We start from the raw sequence: 17269 nt of genomic DNA, 5'->3' as shown, positions 1-17269 counted from the left end.
CTGGGTATGCGAGCGGGAGAGCCTGTCCCTGTGGAGCAAGCTTTACGCAGAACTTAGGTGGCCGAAACGGTGTGGGTCAATTCGTTACCGTCCGGATGCGGTTCGTCCATGGGGGACAGTGAACGGCGGCACCTCCTGGTAGTTGGGGTGCCGCCGTTCCGAAGGGGGTCAGTGGGGGGACGGAGAGGTCCCGGACGTCACGTCCTCCTCTTGCTCATGAGCAGTCCGCCGGCCGTGAGCGCGAACAGGCAGACGCACGCGCCGGTGATGACGTTGTTGAGGATCATGCCCGTGTCCGGGCCCCGCGTGACCACCCACGGCGAGACGATCAGCCACGCGCCGAGGAGCAGGACCACGAAGTTCAGGTCCTGCGACCGCTCCGGCACCATCGACATGCACAGGCCGAGCAGCGCGATGCCGATGCCGACGACCAGGTTGCTGAGGGCGAGCTCCGGCCGGGCCGCGGCGAAGTGGACCGTCCAGGCCGAGATCGCCGCGTAGACGCCGGCGAGGATCACGAGTTCCTCGACCGCCGCCACACCTCGGGTCTGGAGCATACGGGCGTATCGGTCCCGCATTTCCGGTGCGTCGGGGTGCCCCGAGATATCACCGGGTCGATGAGAGACGTCGGCCATGTGACTCGCCTCCTTCTGCGTCCTGCAAGTCGGGCCGCGCTTGCGGCGCAATGCGCCGCTGTTTCATTGTGCTCTTATCTGGCCTTTATGTGTAGTTCTGTCCCTTGAGGGATGTGTACAGAATTCGGGCTCCGGATGTGCTGGGTTCCGCCAAAGGGCGCCGCCCGTTCGGCAAAGGACCGGCGTAGCCTGGAAGGGAACTCGGGGAATCGGCCTTCCAGCGCCGGGAGCGGATGATGACCGGCATCGTGCGGAGAAGCTTCGACGCGGCGGACGAGACCCGCCCCTTCGAGGACGGCAAGGGCAGGCTGGACCTGCTGACCGACGCGGGCGGCCCGGTCGGCCGCGCCGTGTTCGAGCCCGGCTGGCAGTGGACCAAGCACGTCAAACCGATCGCGGGCACCGACAGCTGCCGGGCCGCGCACGTCGGATACGTCGTCGGCGGCCGATTGAAGGTCGTCATGGACGGCGGCGAGACCGAGGAGTTCGGACCGGGCGACTTCATGCGGGTCGAACCCGGTCACGACGCGTGGGTCCTCGGCGACGAGCCGTGCGTGGTCCTCGACTGGGCCGGCTTCGGCGACTACGCCAAGCCCGCCTGACCCGCCCGATCCGTGGTCGTGTACCTCAGTGGTGTCCGAACCTCACCCCCTCCCACGGCACCCGGTCGTGCGGGAAGGAGTCCGGGTGCCGCTGGGGGAGCGTGCGCGGCTCGGCCGGTTCGAGCACCGGTTCCGCCCCCTCCACCCGCAGCAGCCATCCGGCCAGCGCCTCCCGCAGCCCGTCGGCCACCTCCCGGTGCGAGACGAGCCCCACCAGGTTCTCCAGCTCGTACGGGTCGGAGGCCAGGTCGTACAGCTCCGTCTCCCGGTAGCGGTCGGCCGCCGGCTCGCGCCAGGCGTCGGTCCCGGGCGGTGCCGACACCACGTACTTCCACCGCTCGGTCCGCACCGCGCGGCCCACGTGGTCCTCGCTGATCTGGACGAAGACCGACTCCGGCCGGTCCGGGTCCGTCCCGCCGCCGACCAGCGGCAGCAGCGACCTGCCCTGCACCCCCTCGGGCACGTCGAGCCCCACCGCCTCGACCAGCGTCGGCATCAGGTCGGCCGTGGACACCGGCCGCCGGACCAGGCCGCCGCCCCGGAAGCCGGGGCCGGTCAGCGCCCACGGCACCCGCACCGAGGAGTCGTGCGCCGACCGCTTGTACTCGGAGTTGCGCGTACGGAAGTGGGAGCCGTGGTCGGCGGTCCAGGCGAGGACCGTGTCGTCCTCGATGCCCAGGGAGCGCAGCGCGTCCCGGAGCCGGCCCACCCCCTCGTCCACCCGCTTGACCTGCCCCAGGTAGCCGCCGAGGTGCCGGTGCGCGCCGCCGTGCGGGGCGCCGGGGCTCAGCGCGGCGAGGTCCGGCGGCAGCCAGCGGCCCTCGTACCGCTCCCGGTACCCGGCGGGGGCCGGGTAGTCGTCCGTCGGGTTCTGGTGGTGCGGTTCGAGCAGCGAGAGGAAGAGCAGGAACGGCCGGTCGTGGTGGTCGGCGACGAACCGGATCGCCGCGTCGACCAGGGCGTCCGAGCGGTAGCCCGGCAGCCGGACCGGCTCGCCCTCCTCGTCGTGCACCACCGTGCGGTACGCGTCCGAGGTGAACTCCAGCCGGTCCGAGGCCAGCCAGTGCGCGTAGCCGCCCCGGCGCGCGGGCGGCACGGGGCCGTCCGGGTTCTCCTCGCCGGCCAGGTGCCACTTGCCGATGTATCCGGTCGCGTACCCCGCCGCGCCGAGCACCGAGGCGAGGGTGGGCGTGTCCTCCGGCAGCGGGAGCCCGTTGCGGAAGACCCCGGTGGAGGTCGGCCAGCGGCCGGTCTGCAGCGCCGAGCGGGCCGGCGCGCAGACCGGGTTGGGGGTGATCGCCCGCTCGACCAGCGTGCCCTCGCGGGCCAGCCGGTCGAACTCGGGGGTCACCCCCGCCGGATTGCCGTGGACGCCCGTGGTGTCCCACCGCTGCTGGTCGGTGAGGACCACGATCACCCGGGGCGGGACTCCCGTCATGCGGCGGGGGTCTCCGCCGCGCCGGCCGCCGTGTCCGCCGTCGCGTCCGTCGCGGTGTCCGCCGTCGAGGCGCCGGAGGCGATGCCGAACGCCGGGTCCGGCACGGACTCGGGCGAGAGCAGCACCGAGGAGCGCCCGTCCACGCCGACCGGCACGTCGCCGTCGATGGTCACCCGGCGCAGCTTGCGGTCGTGCTCGTCGGAGTCGTCCACGCCGTAGTGCTGGGTGGCGCGGTTGTCCCAGATGGCGACGTCGCCGACCTGCCACTGCCAGCGGACGGTGTTCTCCGGACGCTCGACGTGCCGCTGGAAGAGGGAGAACAGGTCCCGGGAGTCGGCGCCCGTCAGACCGCTGATCCGCTGCACGAAGTTGCCGAGCAGCAGGGTCCGCTCGCCGGTCTCCGGGTGGACCCGCACGACCGGGTGCTCGGTCAGGAACTTCGTCGAGGCGAAGATCTCGCGGAAGCGCACGAGCTGCTCGGGCAGCACGCCGGGGCGCAGGGCCGCGTAGTCGTAGTCGTTGGAGTGCACCGCGCGCAGGCCGTCGGCCAGCGCCCGCAGCGACTCGGGGAGGTTCTCGTACGCGGTCGCCGTGTTCGCCCACAGGGTGTTGCCGCCGTACGGCGGGATGACGACCGCGCGGAGGATCGAGAAGGCGGGGTAGGCCGGCACGAAGGTCACGTCGGAGTGCCACTGGTTGGCCCGGCCGCCGTAGTCCGAGTCGATCGGGAAGGAGTAACGGCCGTCGGCGGAGGGGACGGTGGGGTGGGCGACGGGCGTGCCGAGGAGCCGCCCGAAGGCCTCCTGGGCCTCTTCGTCCAGGTGGTCCTGGCCCCGGAAGAAGACGACCTTGTGGGCCAGGAGCGCGGCGCGGATCTCGGCGACGGTCTCGGCGGACAGGTCGCCGCCGAGGCGGACGCCGGAGATGACGGCGCCGAGGCGGCCGCCGACCTTCTGGACGGTGATCCCCTGGGCGGCGGCCTTCCGGGCGGTGTCCTTCCGGACGTCGGGGGAGGTGGTTGCGGTCGACATGACGGGGTCCTTTCGGAGGTCCGGGAAGCAAGCCCGGAGGAATTAATCTCGGAGCGGAAGTAATCGATCGGCGCGTGGGTCCCTATGGACGGGGGCGCCGGTGCCGGGAGCGGGGTGAGGGTCCCGGTGCGGTACGAGGGCGGGTCCGGCGGCGGCCGGGTCACGGGAGCGGGGCCGGCGGACCGGTCACGCGAAGGGTCGCGAGGGTCAGACGCCGGAGACGGCGGGACAGGAGGAGGTCGCGAACATGTCCCGGAGCCTCGCAGCGGCCGCCGCCGCGCGTCAAGCGCCGGTCCGCTCCCCGAACCGCCGCCCCCGGTGGTTGAATCGGCGCCTGCCCGGTGCCGCCGCCCCGGCCCTGCGTACCCTGCCGAACCCGCCTTGACCAGCGGTGATTCCCTCCGCTCCGTGGAACGCGGCCGGTTCCGCACGGCGGACGGCGGCCGTACCGGCGGCCGTACGGGATTTCACACCCCCGCAACAGTGACCGGACCACCGCGGCGACAACCGGACCCGCACCACCGGCCGGACCGCCGCACCGGCGACCGAGAGAGGCTCTCCCAATGACCACGATCACCCCGCACGGCCCCCGGATGGCGGGCGACGGCAGGCGCGAGGCGAACGCCGCCACCGTCCTGCGGACCGTCCTCGACCACGGACCCGTCGCCCGCGGCGCCGTCGCCCGGCTCTCCGGCCTCAGCCCCGCCGCCGTCTCGCGCCAGGCCACCGACCTCACCCGGCTCGGCCTCCTGCGCGAACTGCCCGAACTCGCCGGGGGCGGGGGAGTGGGACGGCCCCAGATCCCCGTCGACCTGCACATCGGCGCCACCGGAGGGCCCGTCGTCGGCGGCGTCCACCTCGGCGTCCCCGGCTCGACCTTCGCCCTGGTCGACCTGCGGGGCCGGGTCCTGGCCCGGCACACCCACGCGCACGAGGGCATCGCGCCGGACACCCTGCCCGGGGAGCTCGCCCGCGAGCTGCGCGGCTTCCTCGACGCGCACACCCGGGGCCGCCCCCTCCTCGGGGTCGGCGCCGCGATCGGCGGCTGGGTGGACCCCGCCGAAGGGGTGGTGGTCCGTCACGACGCCCTCGGCTGGCGCCGCCGGCCGCTCGCCGCCGAACTCGCCCGGGGCCTCGGCGGACGCACCGTGCGCCTGGACAACCACGCCCGCTCCATCGCCCAGTCGGAGATCCTCTTCGGCCGGCCCGCCGCCCGCCGCAGCCTCGTGCACCTCTTCGTCGGCAACGTCGTCGACGCGGCCGTCGGACTCGCCGGGGTCGTGCACCAGGGGCCCGGGGCGGCGGCCGGCGACGTGGCGCACCTGCCCGTCCCCGACTCCACGGCCCCCTGCCCGTGCGGGCGTTCGGGCTGCCTGGAGGCGACCGCGTCCAACACCGCCCTCGGGCGCACCGCCGTGCGCCGCGGCATCGTGCCCGAGCCCGACACCTCCCTCGTGGTGGACGCGGCGGCGGCCGGGGACCGGCGCGCCGACCGGCTGCTGCGCGAACGGGCCCGCGCGGTCGGCCGCGCGGTGGCGCTCCTGCTCGACGTCCTCAACCCCGACCTGGTCGTCGTGACCGAGCAGGCCAGCGTCATCGAACCGGACTACCTGGAGGAGATCCGGGGCGCCGCGATCGACCTCTCGCACGTCTGTGGCGACCCCGAACGCATCGTCAGTCCACATGCCGGACCGGCCACGCTGCCCGTCGCGGCGGGCACGGTTCTCCTCAATCCCCTGTTCAGAAGGCCTCTTGAGACCCTCGAAGAGTTCCTGCCCGCAGAGGGGAAAGGGTGAGGTCGTCTCAGAATGCGGTCAACGCCGGTTGACCGCTCCGCGAAGCCGCTGTCATATTGCTCCCGTGAATCCGGACATGCGCCTCATCTCCCGCAGGCACGTCGACCTCTGTCGACAGGCCAGCGCGGTCTGTGCCGTCCGCGCCTGATCCCGGCGCCGGTCGTCGCACCGGCCGTGCCGCTCCCGTACCGGCCCCGTAGGACCCGGTCCGCCCGCCGCACCCCCGTCACCGACGGCCGGCGAGCGCCCCGGCGTTCCGGCCGCGCCGTGACGCGAAGGACCCGACGCTCCCGGCGGGTCCGCGGCTCCCGGGCTCCCCGCCGCACCTCTCCGCGATCCCCCGAATCCCCCGACCGGTTCCGCGTACCTCCGTACCCGGCCCCGGGCGCCCTCCCCACCCCTTCTCGTGGCTCCTTCCTTCCGCAGCGGAAAGAATTCCGCGCGCCCTGCGGACCTCCACCCCTTTCACAGGCAGGCATCGATGACCGAGCTGTTCTCCACCACGCCCACCGCCCTCTCCCGGCGCACCACCCTGCGCGCCGCGGGCGGCGGCACCCTGCTGCTCGGACTCGGCCTGGCGGGCTGCCGCTCGGCGGTCGCCGAGGGCGAGTCCCCGGCGCCCGGCGCCAAGGCGTCCACGGAGCCCCGGCGCGGCGGCACCCTCACCGTCGCCATCAACTCGGACTTCACGCCCAGCCTGCTCTTCGCCCAGAGCGGCCAGTCGCTCCAGCAGCGGCTGATCTACAACACCCTCGTCCGCTACGACGACCGGCTGAAGCCGCAGCCGGAGCTCGCCACCTCCTGGGCGTACGCCGAGGACGGCCGCTCCATCACCCTCAAGCTGCGCACCGGCGTCACCTACCACGACGGCCGGCCCTTCACCGCCGACGACGTGATCTTCGCCGTGAAGAACCTCCAGAACCCGCTGCGCGCCGCCCAGCTGAGGGCCACCGCCGCCGCGATCACCGGTTTCGAGAAGCGCGGCGACCACGAACTCGTCCTCAAGCTCGCCCACCCGGTCAACAACCTGTTCGACCTCTTCGAGTTCATGATCATCACCGACCGGAACAGCGTCGAGGACGCCGTCGCCGGCAAGAAGCTCAACGGCACCGGCCCCTTCAAGCTCACCAAGTGGAGCCCCGGCACCGGCCTGAGCTTCACCCGCAACGAGAAGTACTGGCAGCCCGACCGCCCCTACCTGGACGCCGTCGAGTTCCGCGTCGTCGCCCAGGCCGACGCCCTCCTCTCCTCCCTGCGCACCGGCCAGACCCAGCTCTCCTACGGCGTCCCCGGCCGGAACCTCGCCGTCCTCGCCGCCAACCCCGAACTCGTCATCAGCGAGTACGCCACCGGCGGCGGCGCCCACTACCTCGGCGTCAACACCACCGTCGCCCCGCTGAACGACAAGACCGTCCGGCAGGCCCTCGCCTGGGGCATCGACCGCGAGCGGATCCTCAAGCAGGTCCTCGGCGGCTACGGACTCGCCTCCGCCACCCCCTGGCCCAAGTCCTCGCCCGCCTTCAGCGAGGCCGGCCGCACCCACTACACCTACGACCCGGGCAAGGCCCGCGAACTCCTCAAGTCCGCCGGCCACACCACGCTCGACCTGCCGCTCCTCCACATCAACCTGCCCGGCGACACCGCGGTGGCCGAGGCCATCCAGTACGACCTCAAGCAGATCGGCGTGCGGGTCACCCTCGAACCCACCGACCCGGCCACCGCCCAGAAGAACCTCATCTCCCAGTCCATGCCGGGCCTCTGGACCATGAGCCACGGCTTCGCCCAGGTCCAGCCGTCCACCCTCGCCGTCAGCGCCTATCCCTTCAACGAGGCCAAGAACACCTCCAAGTTCCGCTCCGCCCACTACACCAAGGTCGTCCGCGAGGCCTGGACCACCCCCGAAACCGGCGCCCGCGCCAACGCCCTGCGGCAGCAGATCACCGACACCCTCCTCGACGAGGCGTTCATCATCGACCTCGTCATCCGGGGCTCCGTCCAGGTCGCCGCCAAGAAGCTGCACGGCGTCACCCTCAACAAGTTCGCCTACCTCAACCTCGACGACGCCTACCTGGCGGGCTGAGATGCGCGGCTATCTGCTGCGGAGGCTCCCCTCCGCGCTCCTCGTCCTCCTCGTCGCCTCCTTCGTCGTCTTCGCCGTCCTCCGGCTCGTCCCCGGAGACCCGGCGGCCGTCCTCGCCGGACCCGACGCGAGCGCCGAGACCGAGGCCGCCATCCGGGCGCGCCTCGGCCTCGACGAACCCCTGCCCGCCCAGTACCTCCACTGGCTCGGCGACCTCTTCACCGGCGACCTCGGACCGTCCTACGCGATCGGCGGACAGACCGCCGACCTCATCGCCGACGGACTCGGCGCCACCGTCGAACTCACCCTCGGCGCCCTGCTGTTCGTCGTCGTCCTCGGCGCCGCCTTCGGCATCCTCGGCGCCACCTCCCGCAGCCCCTGGGTGCGCACCGCCGTACGGGTCGTCACCACCGGAGCCCTCGCCGTACCGCCCTTCGTCACCGGCGTCCTCCTCGTCCTGCTCTTCTCCGTCCTCCTCGGCGCGCTGCCCCCGGGCGGCCGCGTCCCCCTCCTCACCGCACCCGACCTGGGCGTCCAGTACCTGCTGCTGCCCGCCCTCTGCCTCGCCCTGCCCAGCGCCGCCGTCCTCGGCCGCTACCTCAAGGACGGCATCGAACGCGCCCTCGACGAGGACTACGTCCGCACCGCCACCGCCGCCGGCGTCGCCCCCCGCCGCCTGCTCTGGCGCCACGCCCTGCCGAACGCGCTCCCGCCCGTCGTCACCCTCCTCGGGATGCAGACCGGCAACCTCCTCGGCGGCGCCGTCCTGGTCGAGGCGATCTTCGCCTGGCCCGGCCTCGGCCAGCTCGCCGAACAGGCCCTGGTCCGCCGGGACTACCCCGTCGTCCAGGACCTGCTGCTCCTCCTCGTCACCGTCTTCGTCCTCGTCCAACTGCTCACCGACCTCGTCCACGCCTGGCTCGACCCCCGGATCAGGTGGGAGTGACCGCCATGACCACCCTCACGAAGGCCGCACCGCCCCTCGCGCGCCGGCCCCGCCACCCCTACCGGGCCGCCCTCGCCACCGCCCGCGGCCGCACCGGACTCGCCCTCGTCGGCCTGGTCGTCCTCGCCGGACTCCTCGCCCCGCTGCTCTCCGGCCACGCCCCCACCGACCAGAGCGCCCTGACGCTCGCCGGACCCGGCACCCCCGGACATCCGCTCGGCACCGACGACCTCGGCCGCGACCTGCTGTCCCGGCTGCTCCACGGCATCCGCGCGGACCTCGGCATCATCGCGGTCGCCGTGCCGCTCGGCGCGGCCCTCGGCTGCCTCTTCGCCCTGGCCGCCGCCGCCCACCCGGTCGCCGACACCGTCGTCCAGCGCGCCTTCGACCTGATCCTGGCCTTCCCCGGACTGATCCTGGCGCTCGCCATCACGGCGATCCTCGGCCCCGGCCGGCTGCCCGTGATCCTGGTGATCGCCCTGGCCGAGATCCCCGTCTTCGGACGGCTGCTGCGCACGGGGATCCTCGTCCAGCGCGGCCGGGAGTACGTGACGGCCGCCCGCGTCGGCGGCACCTCCGGCGGCCGGATCCTGACCCGGCACATCCTGCCCAACGCCGCCGACCCGCTCGTCGTCCAGATCGCCGTCTCCCTCACCGTCGCCGTCTTCATCGAAGGCGCCATGAGCTTCCTCGGCGTCGGCGTCCGGCCGCCCGAACCCACCCTCGGCGCCGTCCTCAGCCAGTCCATGCCCTATCTGGCCCAGGCCCCGCACTTCGCCGCCGGACCGCTCGTGACCGTGACCGCGCTCGTCCTCGGCCTCTCCCTGGTCGCCGAGGCACTGAACCGGGAGATACGCCGATGACCACCCCTCCGCTCCTCGACGTCCGGGGCCTGGACGTGGGGTTCACCACCCCCGACGGCCGGCCCCTGCACGCCGTCCGGGACGTCTCCTTCACGCTCCGCAGGGGCGAGACCCTCGCCGTCGTCGGCGAGTCCGGCTCGGGGAAGTCCACCACCGCCCTGGCCCTGCTCCGGATGCTCCCCGGCACCGGCCGGATCACCGGCGGCTCCGTCCTCCTCGACGGGGAGGACCTCGCCGCCGCCACCGAGGACCGGCTGCGGGAGGTGCGCGGCGCGCGGATCGGCATGATCTTCCAGGACCCGATGACGGCCCTGAACCCCGTCCTCAGCATCGGCCGCCACCTCGACGAGGTGCTCAGGGCGCACGGCGACCGGGCCCGCGGGTCCACGGCCGCCACAGACACAGGTACCGGTACCAGCACCGGAATCAGTACGGAGACCGAGACCAGCACCAGCACCACCAGCCCCCGCAAGCCGTCCCGCAGCCCCAAGGGCGCCCGTCGCGACAAGGCCGCCCGCCGCGCCCGCGCCGTCGAACTCCTGCGCCTCGTCGGCATCCCCGACCCCGAGCGCCGCCTCGACGACCACCCGCACCAGTTCTCCGGCGGCCAGCGCCAGCGCATCCTCATCGCCATGGCCCTGGCCGGCGAACCCGACATCCTCCTCGCGGACGAGCCCACCACCGCCCTCGACGCCACCGTCCAGGACCAGATCCTCACCCTCCTCGGCGAGCTCACCCGCACCACCGGCACCGCCCTCGTCCTCATCACCCACAACATGGGCGTGGTCGCCCGCGCCTGCGAACGGGTGCTCGTCATGTACGGCGGCACCGTCGTCGAGGACGGCCCCACCGCCGAGGTCCTCACCCGGCCCCGGCACCCCTACACCGCCGGCCTGCTCGCCGCCGTGCCCCGGCTCTCCGCGCCCTCCGGCACCCGCCTCACCGGTATCCCCGGCACCCCGCCCGACCTCTCCCTCCCCCTGGCCGGCTGCGCGTTCGCCGCCCGCTGCGCCCTCGCCGAGGACCACTGCCGCACGACCGCGCCCCCGCTCGTCGCCCTCACCGACACCGTCCGCGCGGCCTGCCTGCCCGCCGCCGAACGGGCCGAGCCGCTGCCGCCGCCCCCGCCGCCCGTCCGGATCGAACGGCCCGCGCCCGGCGCCGTCGTCCTGGCCGCCGAAGGGCTCCGCAAGACGTACCGGGGGCGGGGCCGCCGCACCTTCACCGCCCTCGACGACGTCTCCCTCACCCTCGCGGCGGGGGAGACCCTCGGCATCGTCGGCGAGTCCGGCTCCGGCAAGTCCACCCTCGCCCGGGTCCTCGCCCACGCCCACCCCTCCGACGGCGGCCGGATCCTCCTCGGAGGAAGGGACGTCACCCGCCCCGGCCGCGCCGAACTGCACGCCGTGCGCCGCCGCGTCCAGATGGTCTTCCAGGACCCGTACGCCTCCCTCAACCCGCGCATGACCGTGGGGGAGATCGTCGCCGAGCCGCTGCGGGCCTTCGGGCTCGGCACCCCGGCCGAGCGGCCCGGCCGCGTCGCGGAGCTCCTCCGTCTCGTCGGCCTGGACCCGGCCGCCGCCGACCGGCACCCGCGGTCCTTCTCCGGCGGCCAGCGCCAGCGCGTCGGCATCGCCCGCGCGCTCGCCCCCGAGCCGTCCGTCCTCATCTGCGACGAACCCGTCTCGGCGCTCGACGTCTCCGTCCAGGCGCAGATCGTCGGCCTCCTCACCGACCTCCAGCGCGACCTGGGCCTCGCCCTCGTCTTCATCGCCCACGACCTGGCCGTGGTCCGCCAGGTCAGCCACCGCATCGCCGTGATGCACGAGGGGAGGATCGTGGAGACCGGCGCCGCCGACGAGCTGTGCGAGCGGCCCCGCGACCCCTACACCCGCGCGCTGCTCGCCGCAGCGCCCGAACCCGTACCGGTCACGGCCGTGCCCCTGCCCGTCACGGCGGAGGCGGTGTCCGCGTGAGCGCCTGCTGCACCCCCGGCCGCACCTGCGCGGGCGGCGACGGCCACCCGGCCGCCGTCGAGCTGCTCCCGCTGCCGACCGTACGCACCGCCCCGCCGGACCAGGCCCTGCTCGAACTGGCCGGCGGCACCTTCCGCATGGGCGACGCCTTCGGCGAGGGTTACCCCGCCGACCACGAGGGGCCCGTGCGGGAGGTGACCGTCGCGCCCTTCGCGATCGGCGCCACCGCCGTCACCAACGCGCGGTACGCGCGGTTCGTCGAGGCCACCGGACACCGCACCGACGCCGAACGCTTCGGCTCCTCCTTCGTCTTCCACCTGCTGCTCCACCCCGCCGCCGGGCGCCACGTCCTCGGCCGGGTCCCGCAGGCCCCCTGGTGGCTCGGTGTCGAAGGAGCCTCCTGGCAAGCGCCGGAAGGACCCGGCTCCGACCTCGAAGGCCGCGCCGACCACCCGGTCACGCACGTCTCGTACGCCGACGCCCTCGCCTACTGCGCCTGGGCGGACGTCCGGCTGCCCACCGAGGCCGAGTGGGAGTACGCGGCGCGCGGCGGCCTCGACGGCGCCCGCTACCCGTGGGGCGACGACCTCACCCCGGACGGCCGGGAGCGGTGCAACACCTGGCTCGGGGACTTCCCGCACCGCTCCGACCGCCCCGGCGGACGGATCGGCACCGTCCCCGTCACCGCGTACGAGCCCAACGGCCACGGCCTGTACAACACCTCCGGCAACGTCTGGGAGTGGTGCGCCGACGCCTTCGCCCCCGCCGATGCCTTCGACCCCGCCGACGCCTTCGCCCCCGCCGATGCCTTCGCCCCGACCGCACCCGCCGAGACGGCCGAGCGCGTCATCCGCGGCGGCTCGTACCTCTGCCACGCCTCCTACTGCAACCGCTACCGGGTCGCCGCCCGCTCCCACAACACGCCCGACTCCTCGACCGGCCACGGCGGCTTCCGCGTCGCCCGCTCGCTCACCCCGGAAGGACCCGCCCCCGCATGACCACCGGAACCCCCGGCGAAGCCGCACCGACCCCTCCCCGCCGCGACCCCTACGAGGGCTTCGCCGGACGCGTCGGCCGCACCTTCGCCGAGTCCGAGCCCGCCTGGCCCGCCCGTACCGCCCCGCCCGCCAAGGCCCCGAACATCGTCGTCGTCCTCGTCGACGACATGGGATTCAGCGACATCGGCCCCTTCGGCTCCGAGATCCCCACCCCGGTCCTGGACGCCCTCGCCGACGACGGCGTGCGGCTCACCAACTACCACACCATGCCGCTCTGCTCGCCGGCCCGCGCCGCCCTGCTCACCGGCCTCAACCCGCACCGCGTCGGCTACGCCATGGTCGCCAACTCCGACCCCGGCTTCCCCGGCTACGGCATGGAGATCGCCGACGACATCCCCACCCTCGCCGAACTCCTCCACGACGCCGGCTACGCCACCTACGCCGTCGGCAAGTGGCACCTGGTCCGCGACTCCGCCTCCAACGCCGCCGACCACCGGGGCAACTGGCCGCTCCAGAAGGGCTTCGACCAGTACTACGGCGTCCTGGAGGGCCTCACCAGCCTCTTCCACCCGCACCAGCTCGTCCGGGACAACAGCCCGCTCGACATCGACGAGTTCCCCGACGACTACTACTACACCGACGACATCACCGACCAGGCGATCTCCATGGTGAAGTCGCTGCGCGCCCACGACCCCGACAAGCCCTTCTTCCTCTACCTCGCCCACAACGCCGTCCACGGCCCCCTCCAGGCCAGGGCCGAGGACATCGCCCGCCACCGGGGCCGCTACGACGAGGGCTGGGACGTCCTGCGCGAGCGCCGCTTCGCCGCCCAGCTCGCCGCCGGACTCTTCCCGCCCGGCACCGAACTCCCCGCCCGCAACAGCGAGGCCGGACTCGACGTGCCCGCCTGGGACTCCCTCACCGAGGAGCAACGGAAGCTCTACGCCCGCTACATGGAGGTGTACGCGGCCCTCGTCGACAACATCGACCAGAACCTCGGCCGGCTCACCGCCACCCTCGACGCGCTCGGCGAACTCGACAACACCATCGTCGTCTTCACCTCCGACAACGGCGGCACCGGCGAGGGCGGCGCCGAGGGCACCCGCTCCTACTTCAGCCGCTTCGTCCACCACCCCCGCCTCCCCGGCGACTGGGACCCCGACGTCGACCGCGACCCCGAGCTGATCGGCGGCCCCCGCAGCCTCGTCCACTACCCGCGCGGCTGGGGCATGGCCTCCAACACCCCCTTCCGCCTCTACAAGGGCCACACCTACGCCGGCGGCGTCCGCGTCCCCTTCGTGCTGTCCTGGCCGGACGGCGTCCGCGACGGCCGGCTCGCCGCCGGACTCCGCCCCCAGTACCAGTACGTCACCGACATCGCCCCCACCCTCCTCGAACTCGCCGGTCTCGCCCGGCCGGAGAGCCGCCGGGGCGTCCCCCTCCAGGAGCCGGACGGCGTCAGCTTCACCCCCGTCCTCGCCGACCCCGCCCACGACTCCACCCACCCCGAGCAGTACTGCGAGATGACCGGCAACCGCAGCCACTACCGCGACGGCCGCAAACTCGTCACCCTGCACCGCCCCGGCGCGCCCTACGACGACTCCGAGTGGGCCCTGTACGACATCAGGACCGACCCCACCGAGATCCACGACCTCGCCGCCGAACAACCCGAACTCGTCAAGGAGCTGTCGGCCGCCTGGGAGGACGCGGCCTGGCGCAACGGCGTCTTCCCGCTGCCCGACCACAGCGGCGCCCTCGCCCGCCGCAACCCCGCCGAACAGCGCCTGACCCGCCCCCTCACGCTGCTGCCCGGCACCCCCGAACTGGAGCGCTACCGCTCCTCCCGGCTCGTCTCCCTGCGCTCCTTCGAGATCGCCGTCGCCGTCGAGGAGACCGGCGACGGGGTCCTCGTCTCCCACGGCGACCAGGGCGGCGGCTACAGCCTGTACGTGGAGGACGGGCGCCTGGTCCTCGCGTACAACGAGTACGGCACCCTCCACGAGACCGACGCCGGGCCCCTCGGCCCCGGCCCGCACGACGTCCTCCTCACCGCCACCGCCGAGGAGGGCCTGCGCTGGCGGTTCGCCGTCACCGTCGACGGCGAGCACCGGGCCGCGCCCGACAGCGTCCACCAGCTGATCGGCATGGCGCCCTTCCAGGGCATCAGCGTCGGCGTCGACCGCAAGTCCCCGGTCTCCTGGCCGCTCTACGAACGCCACCGCTCCTTCCGCTTCACCGGCCGCCTCCGCTCCGTCACCTACCGGCCCGGCGCCCCCGGCCCCGACGCGCCCGAGGCCGTCGCCGCCGCCCTGAAGGAGGCCGCCGCGGCCTTCGAGTAAGGAGCCCGCCCGCGTACCGTCCGGCCCGGGAGACCCCGGGCCGGACGGCACGGCGGGGCGGCACAATGTCCGTATGGAAGAAGACGAGCGAACCAGGGCCCCCCGGCACGCCGACTCCGACGTCCGCGAGGCCGTCGAGGGCGAACTGCGCCTCCTCGACCCCGGCGTGCGCGCCTCCCGCGCGCTCGCCGTCGAACTCCTCGACCCCGAGTTCACCGAGGTCGGCGCCTCGGGCCGCCGCTGGACGTACGAGGAGATGCTCGACGCCCTCCCCGGCATGGCCGGCGACACCGAGGCCGGGACGCACTACGAGCCCGCCGCCTTCACCGGGACGCTGCTCGCGCCCGGCGTCGTCCACCTCACCTACGAGACGGTCCGCGACGGCCACCACGCCCGGCGCAGCTCGCTCTGGCGCCGCGCGCCCGAGGCGGACGGCGGACACCTGCGCATGTACTACCACCAGGGAACGCCCGTGCCCGGCAAGGACGTTCAGCCGTAGGCGTCCGTGACGCAGTCGGCGGCGCACCGCCCGTGCTCGTACCGGCGCCGCAGCGCCGCCGCCGCGTGCCGCCGCTCCACCCCGTCGTAGCCGTAGCGCTCCTCGGTCATCCGCACCACGGCCTGCACGGTGACGATCGCCGGCTCGCCCTCGCCCGCGGCCCGGCGGGCCGCCGCGATCACCAGGTCGGCCGCCCGCTGGAGGTCCCGGGCGTACTCCCGCCGGGCGACGGACCGCGCCCGCGAGGCGGCGAACGGCCGTACGGCCCGCCCCTTCCAGACCACACCGGCCGTCATGAGCCCCACACCGGTCAGGACGACGAGCACCCCCACCAGGGCATCGGCGCTCCACCTCACCACCGGCCCCCTTCCGCACGGCCCCGCCGCTCCGCGCGGGCCCCTCGATTTTAGGGCCCACGGGCGGGGCGGGGGCGGTCGTCCGGCCGGGACGTCCGGGTCCGGGCCCGGCGGCCGGCGCCGTGTCACACGTTCTTCATGTCCTGTGCATGGTCCGCCGGAGCGGGCACGTCCATGATCGGCGACGGGCCGTGCCCCGCCCCGCCTTCCTCCCCCTCCGCCCAAGGAGCCCCGCCATGTCCAGCCGCCGCCGTTTCCTCGCCGGGTCCGCCGCCACGCTCGGCCTCGGCGCCCTGCCGGCGACCGGCACCGCCGAGGCGCTGACGGCCGGGACGGCACCGGCGGCGCCCGGGGCCGCCGTCGACACCCCGGCGGCCGCCACCCGGCCGCCGAACCTGGTCGTCGTCCTCGCCGACGACCTCGGACACGGCGAACTCGGCGCGTACGGACAGAAACTCATCTCCACCCCGCGCGTCGACGCGCTCGCCGCCGCCGGACTGCGCTTCACCGACGCCTACGCGACGGCCGCCGTCTGCGCCCCCTCCCGCTGCTCGCTCCTCACCGGGCTGCACACCGGGCACGCGACGGTACGCGCCAACCCGTCCGGCGCCCAGGGCGCCCTCACGGCCGCCGACACCACCTTCGCCCAGGTGCTCGGGGCGCGCGGCTACCGCACCGGCCTCATCGGCAAGTGGGGCTTCGGACCGGAGAGCGCGGGCCAGGACAGCCACCCCAACGCCCGGGGCTTCGAGGAGTTCTACGGCTACATCGACCACGGCCACGCCCACCAGTACTACCCGGCGTACCTCTGGCACAACGGCGCCAAGGAGACGATCCCCGCCAACGCGAACGGCGCCAAGGGCGCCTACGCGCCGGACCTGCTGCGCCGGAAGGCCCTCGACTTCGTCGACCGGCACGCGGCCGAACCGTTCCTCCTCTTCCTGACCCCGACCGTGCCGCACGCCCCCAGCGACGTCCCCGACACCGGCGCGTACGCCTCCCGGAACTGGAGCGAGGCCAACAAGGGGCACGCCGCGCAGGTGAGCCTCTTCGACGCCCTCGTCGGCGACGTCGTCGACCGGCTGCGCGCCCACGGCCTGGAGGACGACACCGTTCTCCTCGTCACCAGCGACAACGGCCCCCACGAGGAAGGCGGGGTCAACCCCGACCTGTTCGACTCCAACGGACCGCTGCGCGGCTACAAGCGCAACCTGTACGAGGGCGGGATCCGGGTCCCCCTCGTCGCCTGGGGCCCCGGCCGGGTCCGGCCCGGCACCAGCGACCGCCCGACCCCGCTCACCGACCTCCTCCCCACCCTCGCGGAACTCGGCGGCGCCCCCGCCCCCACCGACGTGGACGGCCTGTCCGCCGCGCCCCTCCTCACCGGCGGCACGGACCCGGCCCGCCACGACCACCTCTACTGGTACCGCGACGAGAGGGGCGTCACCTCCCGCGCCAACGCCCAGGACGGGCAGCGCGCCGGCTGGCTCGCCGAGGCGCTCCGCAAGGACCGCTGGAAGGCGGTCCGCTTCGCCCCCGTCCGCGACCGCGCGCTCCCCGACGACCAGTGGCAGGTCGAGCTGTACGACCTGGCCACCGACCCCGGCGAGACCTCCGACCTCGCGGCCCGCCACCCGGCCCGGGTCACGGAACTGGTCGCCCTGATGCGTTCCTCCTGGCGCGACCAGTACCCGCGCACCCCCTTCGGGG

At 74.1% G+C, this 17269-nt stretch carries 14 protein-coding genes and 1 pseudogene; 11 read left to right on the top strand and 4 right to left on the bottom strand.

Features of this window, described 5'->3' with window-relative positions; translation table 11 throughout:
* Nucleotides 1-197: 197 nt before the first annotated feature.
* Nucleotides 198-557 carry an SPW repeat protein gene (locus ACIQVI_RS19555; RefSeq protein ID WP_403597309.1) on the bottom strand — a complete coding sequence of 120 codons (360 nt, stop codon included), beginning with the start codon at nt 555-557 and terminating at the stop codon, nt 198-200.
* A 314-nt stretch (nt 558-871) separates the two neighbouring features.
* On the opposite strand from ACIQVI_RS19555, the gene ACIQVI_RS19550 reads away from it, so the two are divergent.
* Complete coding sequence (locus ACIQVI_RS19550; RefSeq protein ID WP_351971604.1) at nt 872-1237, top strand: cupin domain-containing protein; 366 nt, start codon at nt 872-874, stop codon at nt 1235-1237.
* Nucleotides 1238-1262: 25 nt separating this feature from the next.
* Here ACIQVI_RS19550 and ACIQVI_RS19545 read toward each other — a convergent pair whose 3' ends face one another.
* Both ACIQVI_RS19545 and ACIQVI_RS19540 read right to left on the bottom strand, forming a co-directional pair.
* Complete coding sequence (locus tag ACIQVI_RS19545) at nt 1263-2675, bottom strand: sulfatase-like hydrolase/transferase (protein ID WP_403597305.1); 1413 nt, start codon at nt 2673-2675, stop codon at nt 1263-1265.
* Complete coding sequence (locus ACIQVI_RS19540) at nt 2672-3706, bottom strand: TauD/TfdA dioxygenase family protein (protein ID WP_403597302.1); 1035 nt, start codon at nt 3704-3706, stop codon at nt 2672-2674. Before ACIQVI_RS19540 ends, ACIQVI_RS19545 begins: the two co-directional genes overlap by 4 nt.
* Before the next feature lie 563 nt (nt 3707-4269).
* On the opposite strand from ACIQVI_RS19540, the gene ACIQVI_RS19535 reads away from it, so the two are divergent.
* The 9 genes from ACIQVI_RS19535 (at nt 4270) to ACIQVI_RS19495 (ending at nt 15203) form a co-directional block, all read left to right on the top strand.
* Complete coding sequence (locus ACIQVI_RS19535; protein ID WP_403597299.1) at nt 4270-5502, top strand: ROK family protein; 1233 nt, start codon at nt 4270-4272, stop codon at nt 5500-5502.
* A complete protein-coding gene (locus tag ACIQVI_RS19530) occupies nt 5390-5650 on the top strand; it encodes a putative leader peptide (RefSeq protein WP_403597296.1) in 261 nt (86 codons plus the stop codon). The genes ACIQVI_RS19535 and ACIQVI_RS19530 overlap by 113 nt, the downstream gene beginning before the upstream one ends.
* A 333-nt stretch (nt 5651-5983) precedes the next feature.
* Complete coding sequence (locus tag ACIQVI_RS19525) at nt 5984-7582, top strand: ABC transporter substrate-binding protein (protein WP_403597293.1); 1599 nt, start codon at nt 5984-5986, stop codon at nt 7580-7582.
* A 1-nt stretch (nt 7583) separates the two neighbouring features.
* A complete protein-coding gene (locus ACIQVI_RS19520; RefSeq protein WP_351971600.1) occupies nt 7584-8528 on the top strand; it encodes an ABC transporter permease in 945 nt (314 codons plus the stop codon).
* Nucleotides 8529-8533: 5 nt separating this feature from the next.
* The gene (locus ACIQVI_RS19515) at nt 8534-9391 is read left to right on the top strand and encodes an ABC transporter permease (RefSeq protein WP_351971601.1); all 858 of its coding nucleotides are present in this window, start codon (nt 8534-8536) and stop codon (nt 9389-9391) included.
* Nucleotides 9388-11367, top strand: a complete 1980-nt coding sequence (locus ACIQVI_RS19510) for a dipeptide ABC transporter ATP-binding protein (RefSeq protein WP_403597288.1) — start codon at nt 9388-9390, stop codon at nt 11365-11367. The genes ACIQVI_RS19515 and ACIQVI_RS19510 overlap by 4 nt, the downstream gene beginning before the upstream one ends.
* Nucleotides 11368-11474: 107 nt before the next feature.
* Entirely contained in the window at nt 11475-12365 is an 891-nt protein-coding gene (locus tag ACIQVI_RS19505; protein ID WP_403598691.1) for a formylglycine-generating enzyme family protein, read from the top strand.
* On the top strand, nt 12362-14704 hold the full coding sequence (locus ACIQVI_RS19500) for an arylsulfatase (protein WP_403597285.1): 2343 nt from the start codon (nt 12362-12364) through the stop codon (nt 14702-14704). Before ACIQVI_RS19505 ends, ACIQVI_RS19500 begins: the two co-directional genes overlap by 4 nt.
* A gap of 73 nt (nt 14705-14777) precedes the next feature.
* On the top strand, nt 14778-15203 hold the full coding sequence (locus ACIQVI_RS19495) for a DUF4440 domain-containing protein (RefSeq protein WP_351972408.1): 426 nt from the start codon (nt 14778-14780) through the stop codon (nt 15201-15203).
* Here the strand turns inward: ACIQVI_RS19495 and ACIQVI_RS19490 are convergent.
* Nucleotides 15194-15559, bottom strand: coding sequence for a hypothetical protein (locus ACIQVI_RS19490; protein WP_351972409.1), 366 nt, complete (start codon nt 15557-15559; stop codon nt 15194-15196). The genes ACIQVI_RS19495 and ACIQVI_RS19490 overlap by 10 nt on opposite strands.
* Before the next feature lie 149 nt (nt 15560-15708).
* On the opposite strand from ACIQVI_RS19490, the pseudogene ACIQVI_RS19485 reads away from it, so the two are divergent.
* A pseudogene (locus ACIQVI_RS19485) lies at nt 15709-17130 on the top strand (arylsulfatase); the annotation flags it as partial.
* Nucleotides 17131-17269: the final 139 nt, after the last annotated feature.

Source organism: Streptomyces sp. NPDC098101 (assembly GCF_044760185.1).
Classification (GTDB): domain Bacteria; phylum Actinomycetota; class Actinomycetes; order Streptomycetales; family Streptomycetaceae; genus Streptomyces.
The sequence above is the reverse complement of the archived record's forward strand: the minus strand, read 5'-3'. Positions and strand labels throughout refer to the sequence as shown.

Excerpts from the sequence above, each read along its gene's own strand:
- ACIQVI_RS19510 (WP_403597288.1), top strand. The coding sequence starts at position 9,388 with ATGACCACCCCTCCGCTCCTCGACGTCCGGGGCCTGGACGTGGGGTTC.
- ACIQVI_RS19495 (WP_351972408.1), top strand. The coding sequence starts at position 14,778 with ATGGAAGAAGACGAGCGAACCAGGGCCCCCCGGCACGCCGACTCCGAC.
- ACIQVI_RS19530 (WP_403597296.1), top strand. The coding sequence starts at position 5,390 with ATGCCGGACCGGCCACGCTGCCCGTCGCGGCGGGCACGGTTCTCCTCA.
- ACIQVI_RS19520 (WP_351971600.1), top strand. The coding sequence starts at position 7,584 with ATGCGCGGCTATCTGCTGCGGAGGCTCCCCTCCGCGCTCCTCGTCCTC.
- ACIQVI_RS19555 (WP_403597309.1), bottom strand. The coding sequence starts at position 557 with ATGCTCCAGACCCGAGGTGTGGCGGCGGTCGAGGAACTCGTGATCCTC.
- ACIQVI_RS19525 (WP_403597293.1), top strand. The coding sequence starts at position 5,984 with ATGACCGAGCTGTTCTCCACCACGCCCACCGCCCTCTCCCGGCGCACC.
- ACIQVI_RS19550 (WP_351971604.1), top strand. The coding sequence starts at position 872 with ATGACCGGCATCGTGCGGAGAAGCTTCGACGCGGCGGACGAGACCCGC.
- ACIQVI_RS19535 (WP_403597299.1), top strand. The coding sequence starts at position 4,270 with ATGACCACGATCACCCCGCACGGCCCCCGGATGGCGGGCGACGGCAGG.
- ACIQVI_RS19500 (WP_403597285.1), top strand. The coding sequence starts at position 12,362 with ATGACCACCGGAACCCCCGGCGAAGCCGCACCGACCCCTCCCCGCCGC.
- ACIQVI_RS19515 (WP_351971601.1), top strand. The coding sequence starts at position 8,534 with ATGACCACCCTCACGAAGGCCGCACCGCCCCTCGCGCGCCGGCCCCGC.
- ACIQVI_RS19540 (WP_403597302.1), bottom strand. The coding sequence starts at position 3,706 with ATGTCGACCGCAACCACCTCCCCCGACGTCCGGAAGGACACCGCCCGG.
- ACIQVI_RS19545 (WP_403597305.1), bottom strand. The coding sequence starts at position 2,675 with ATGACGGGAGTCCCGCCCCGGGTGATCGTGGTCCTCACCGACCAGCAG.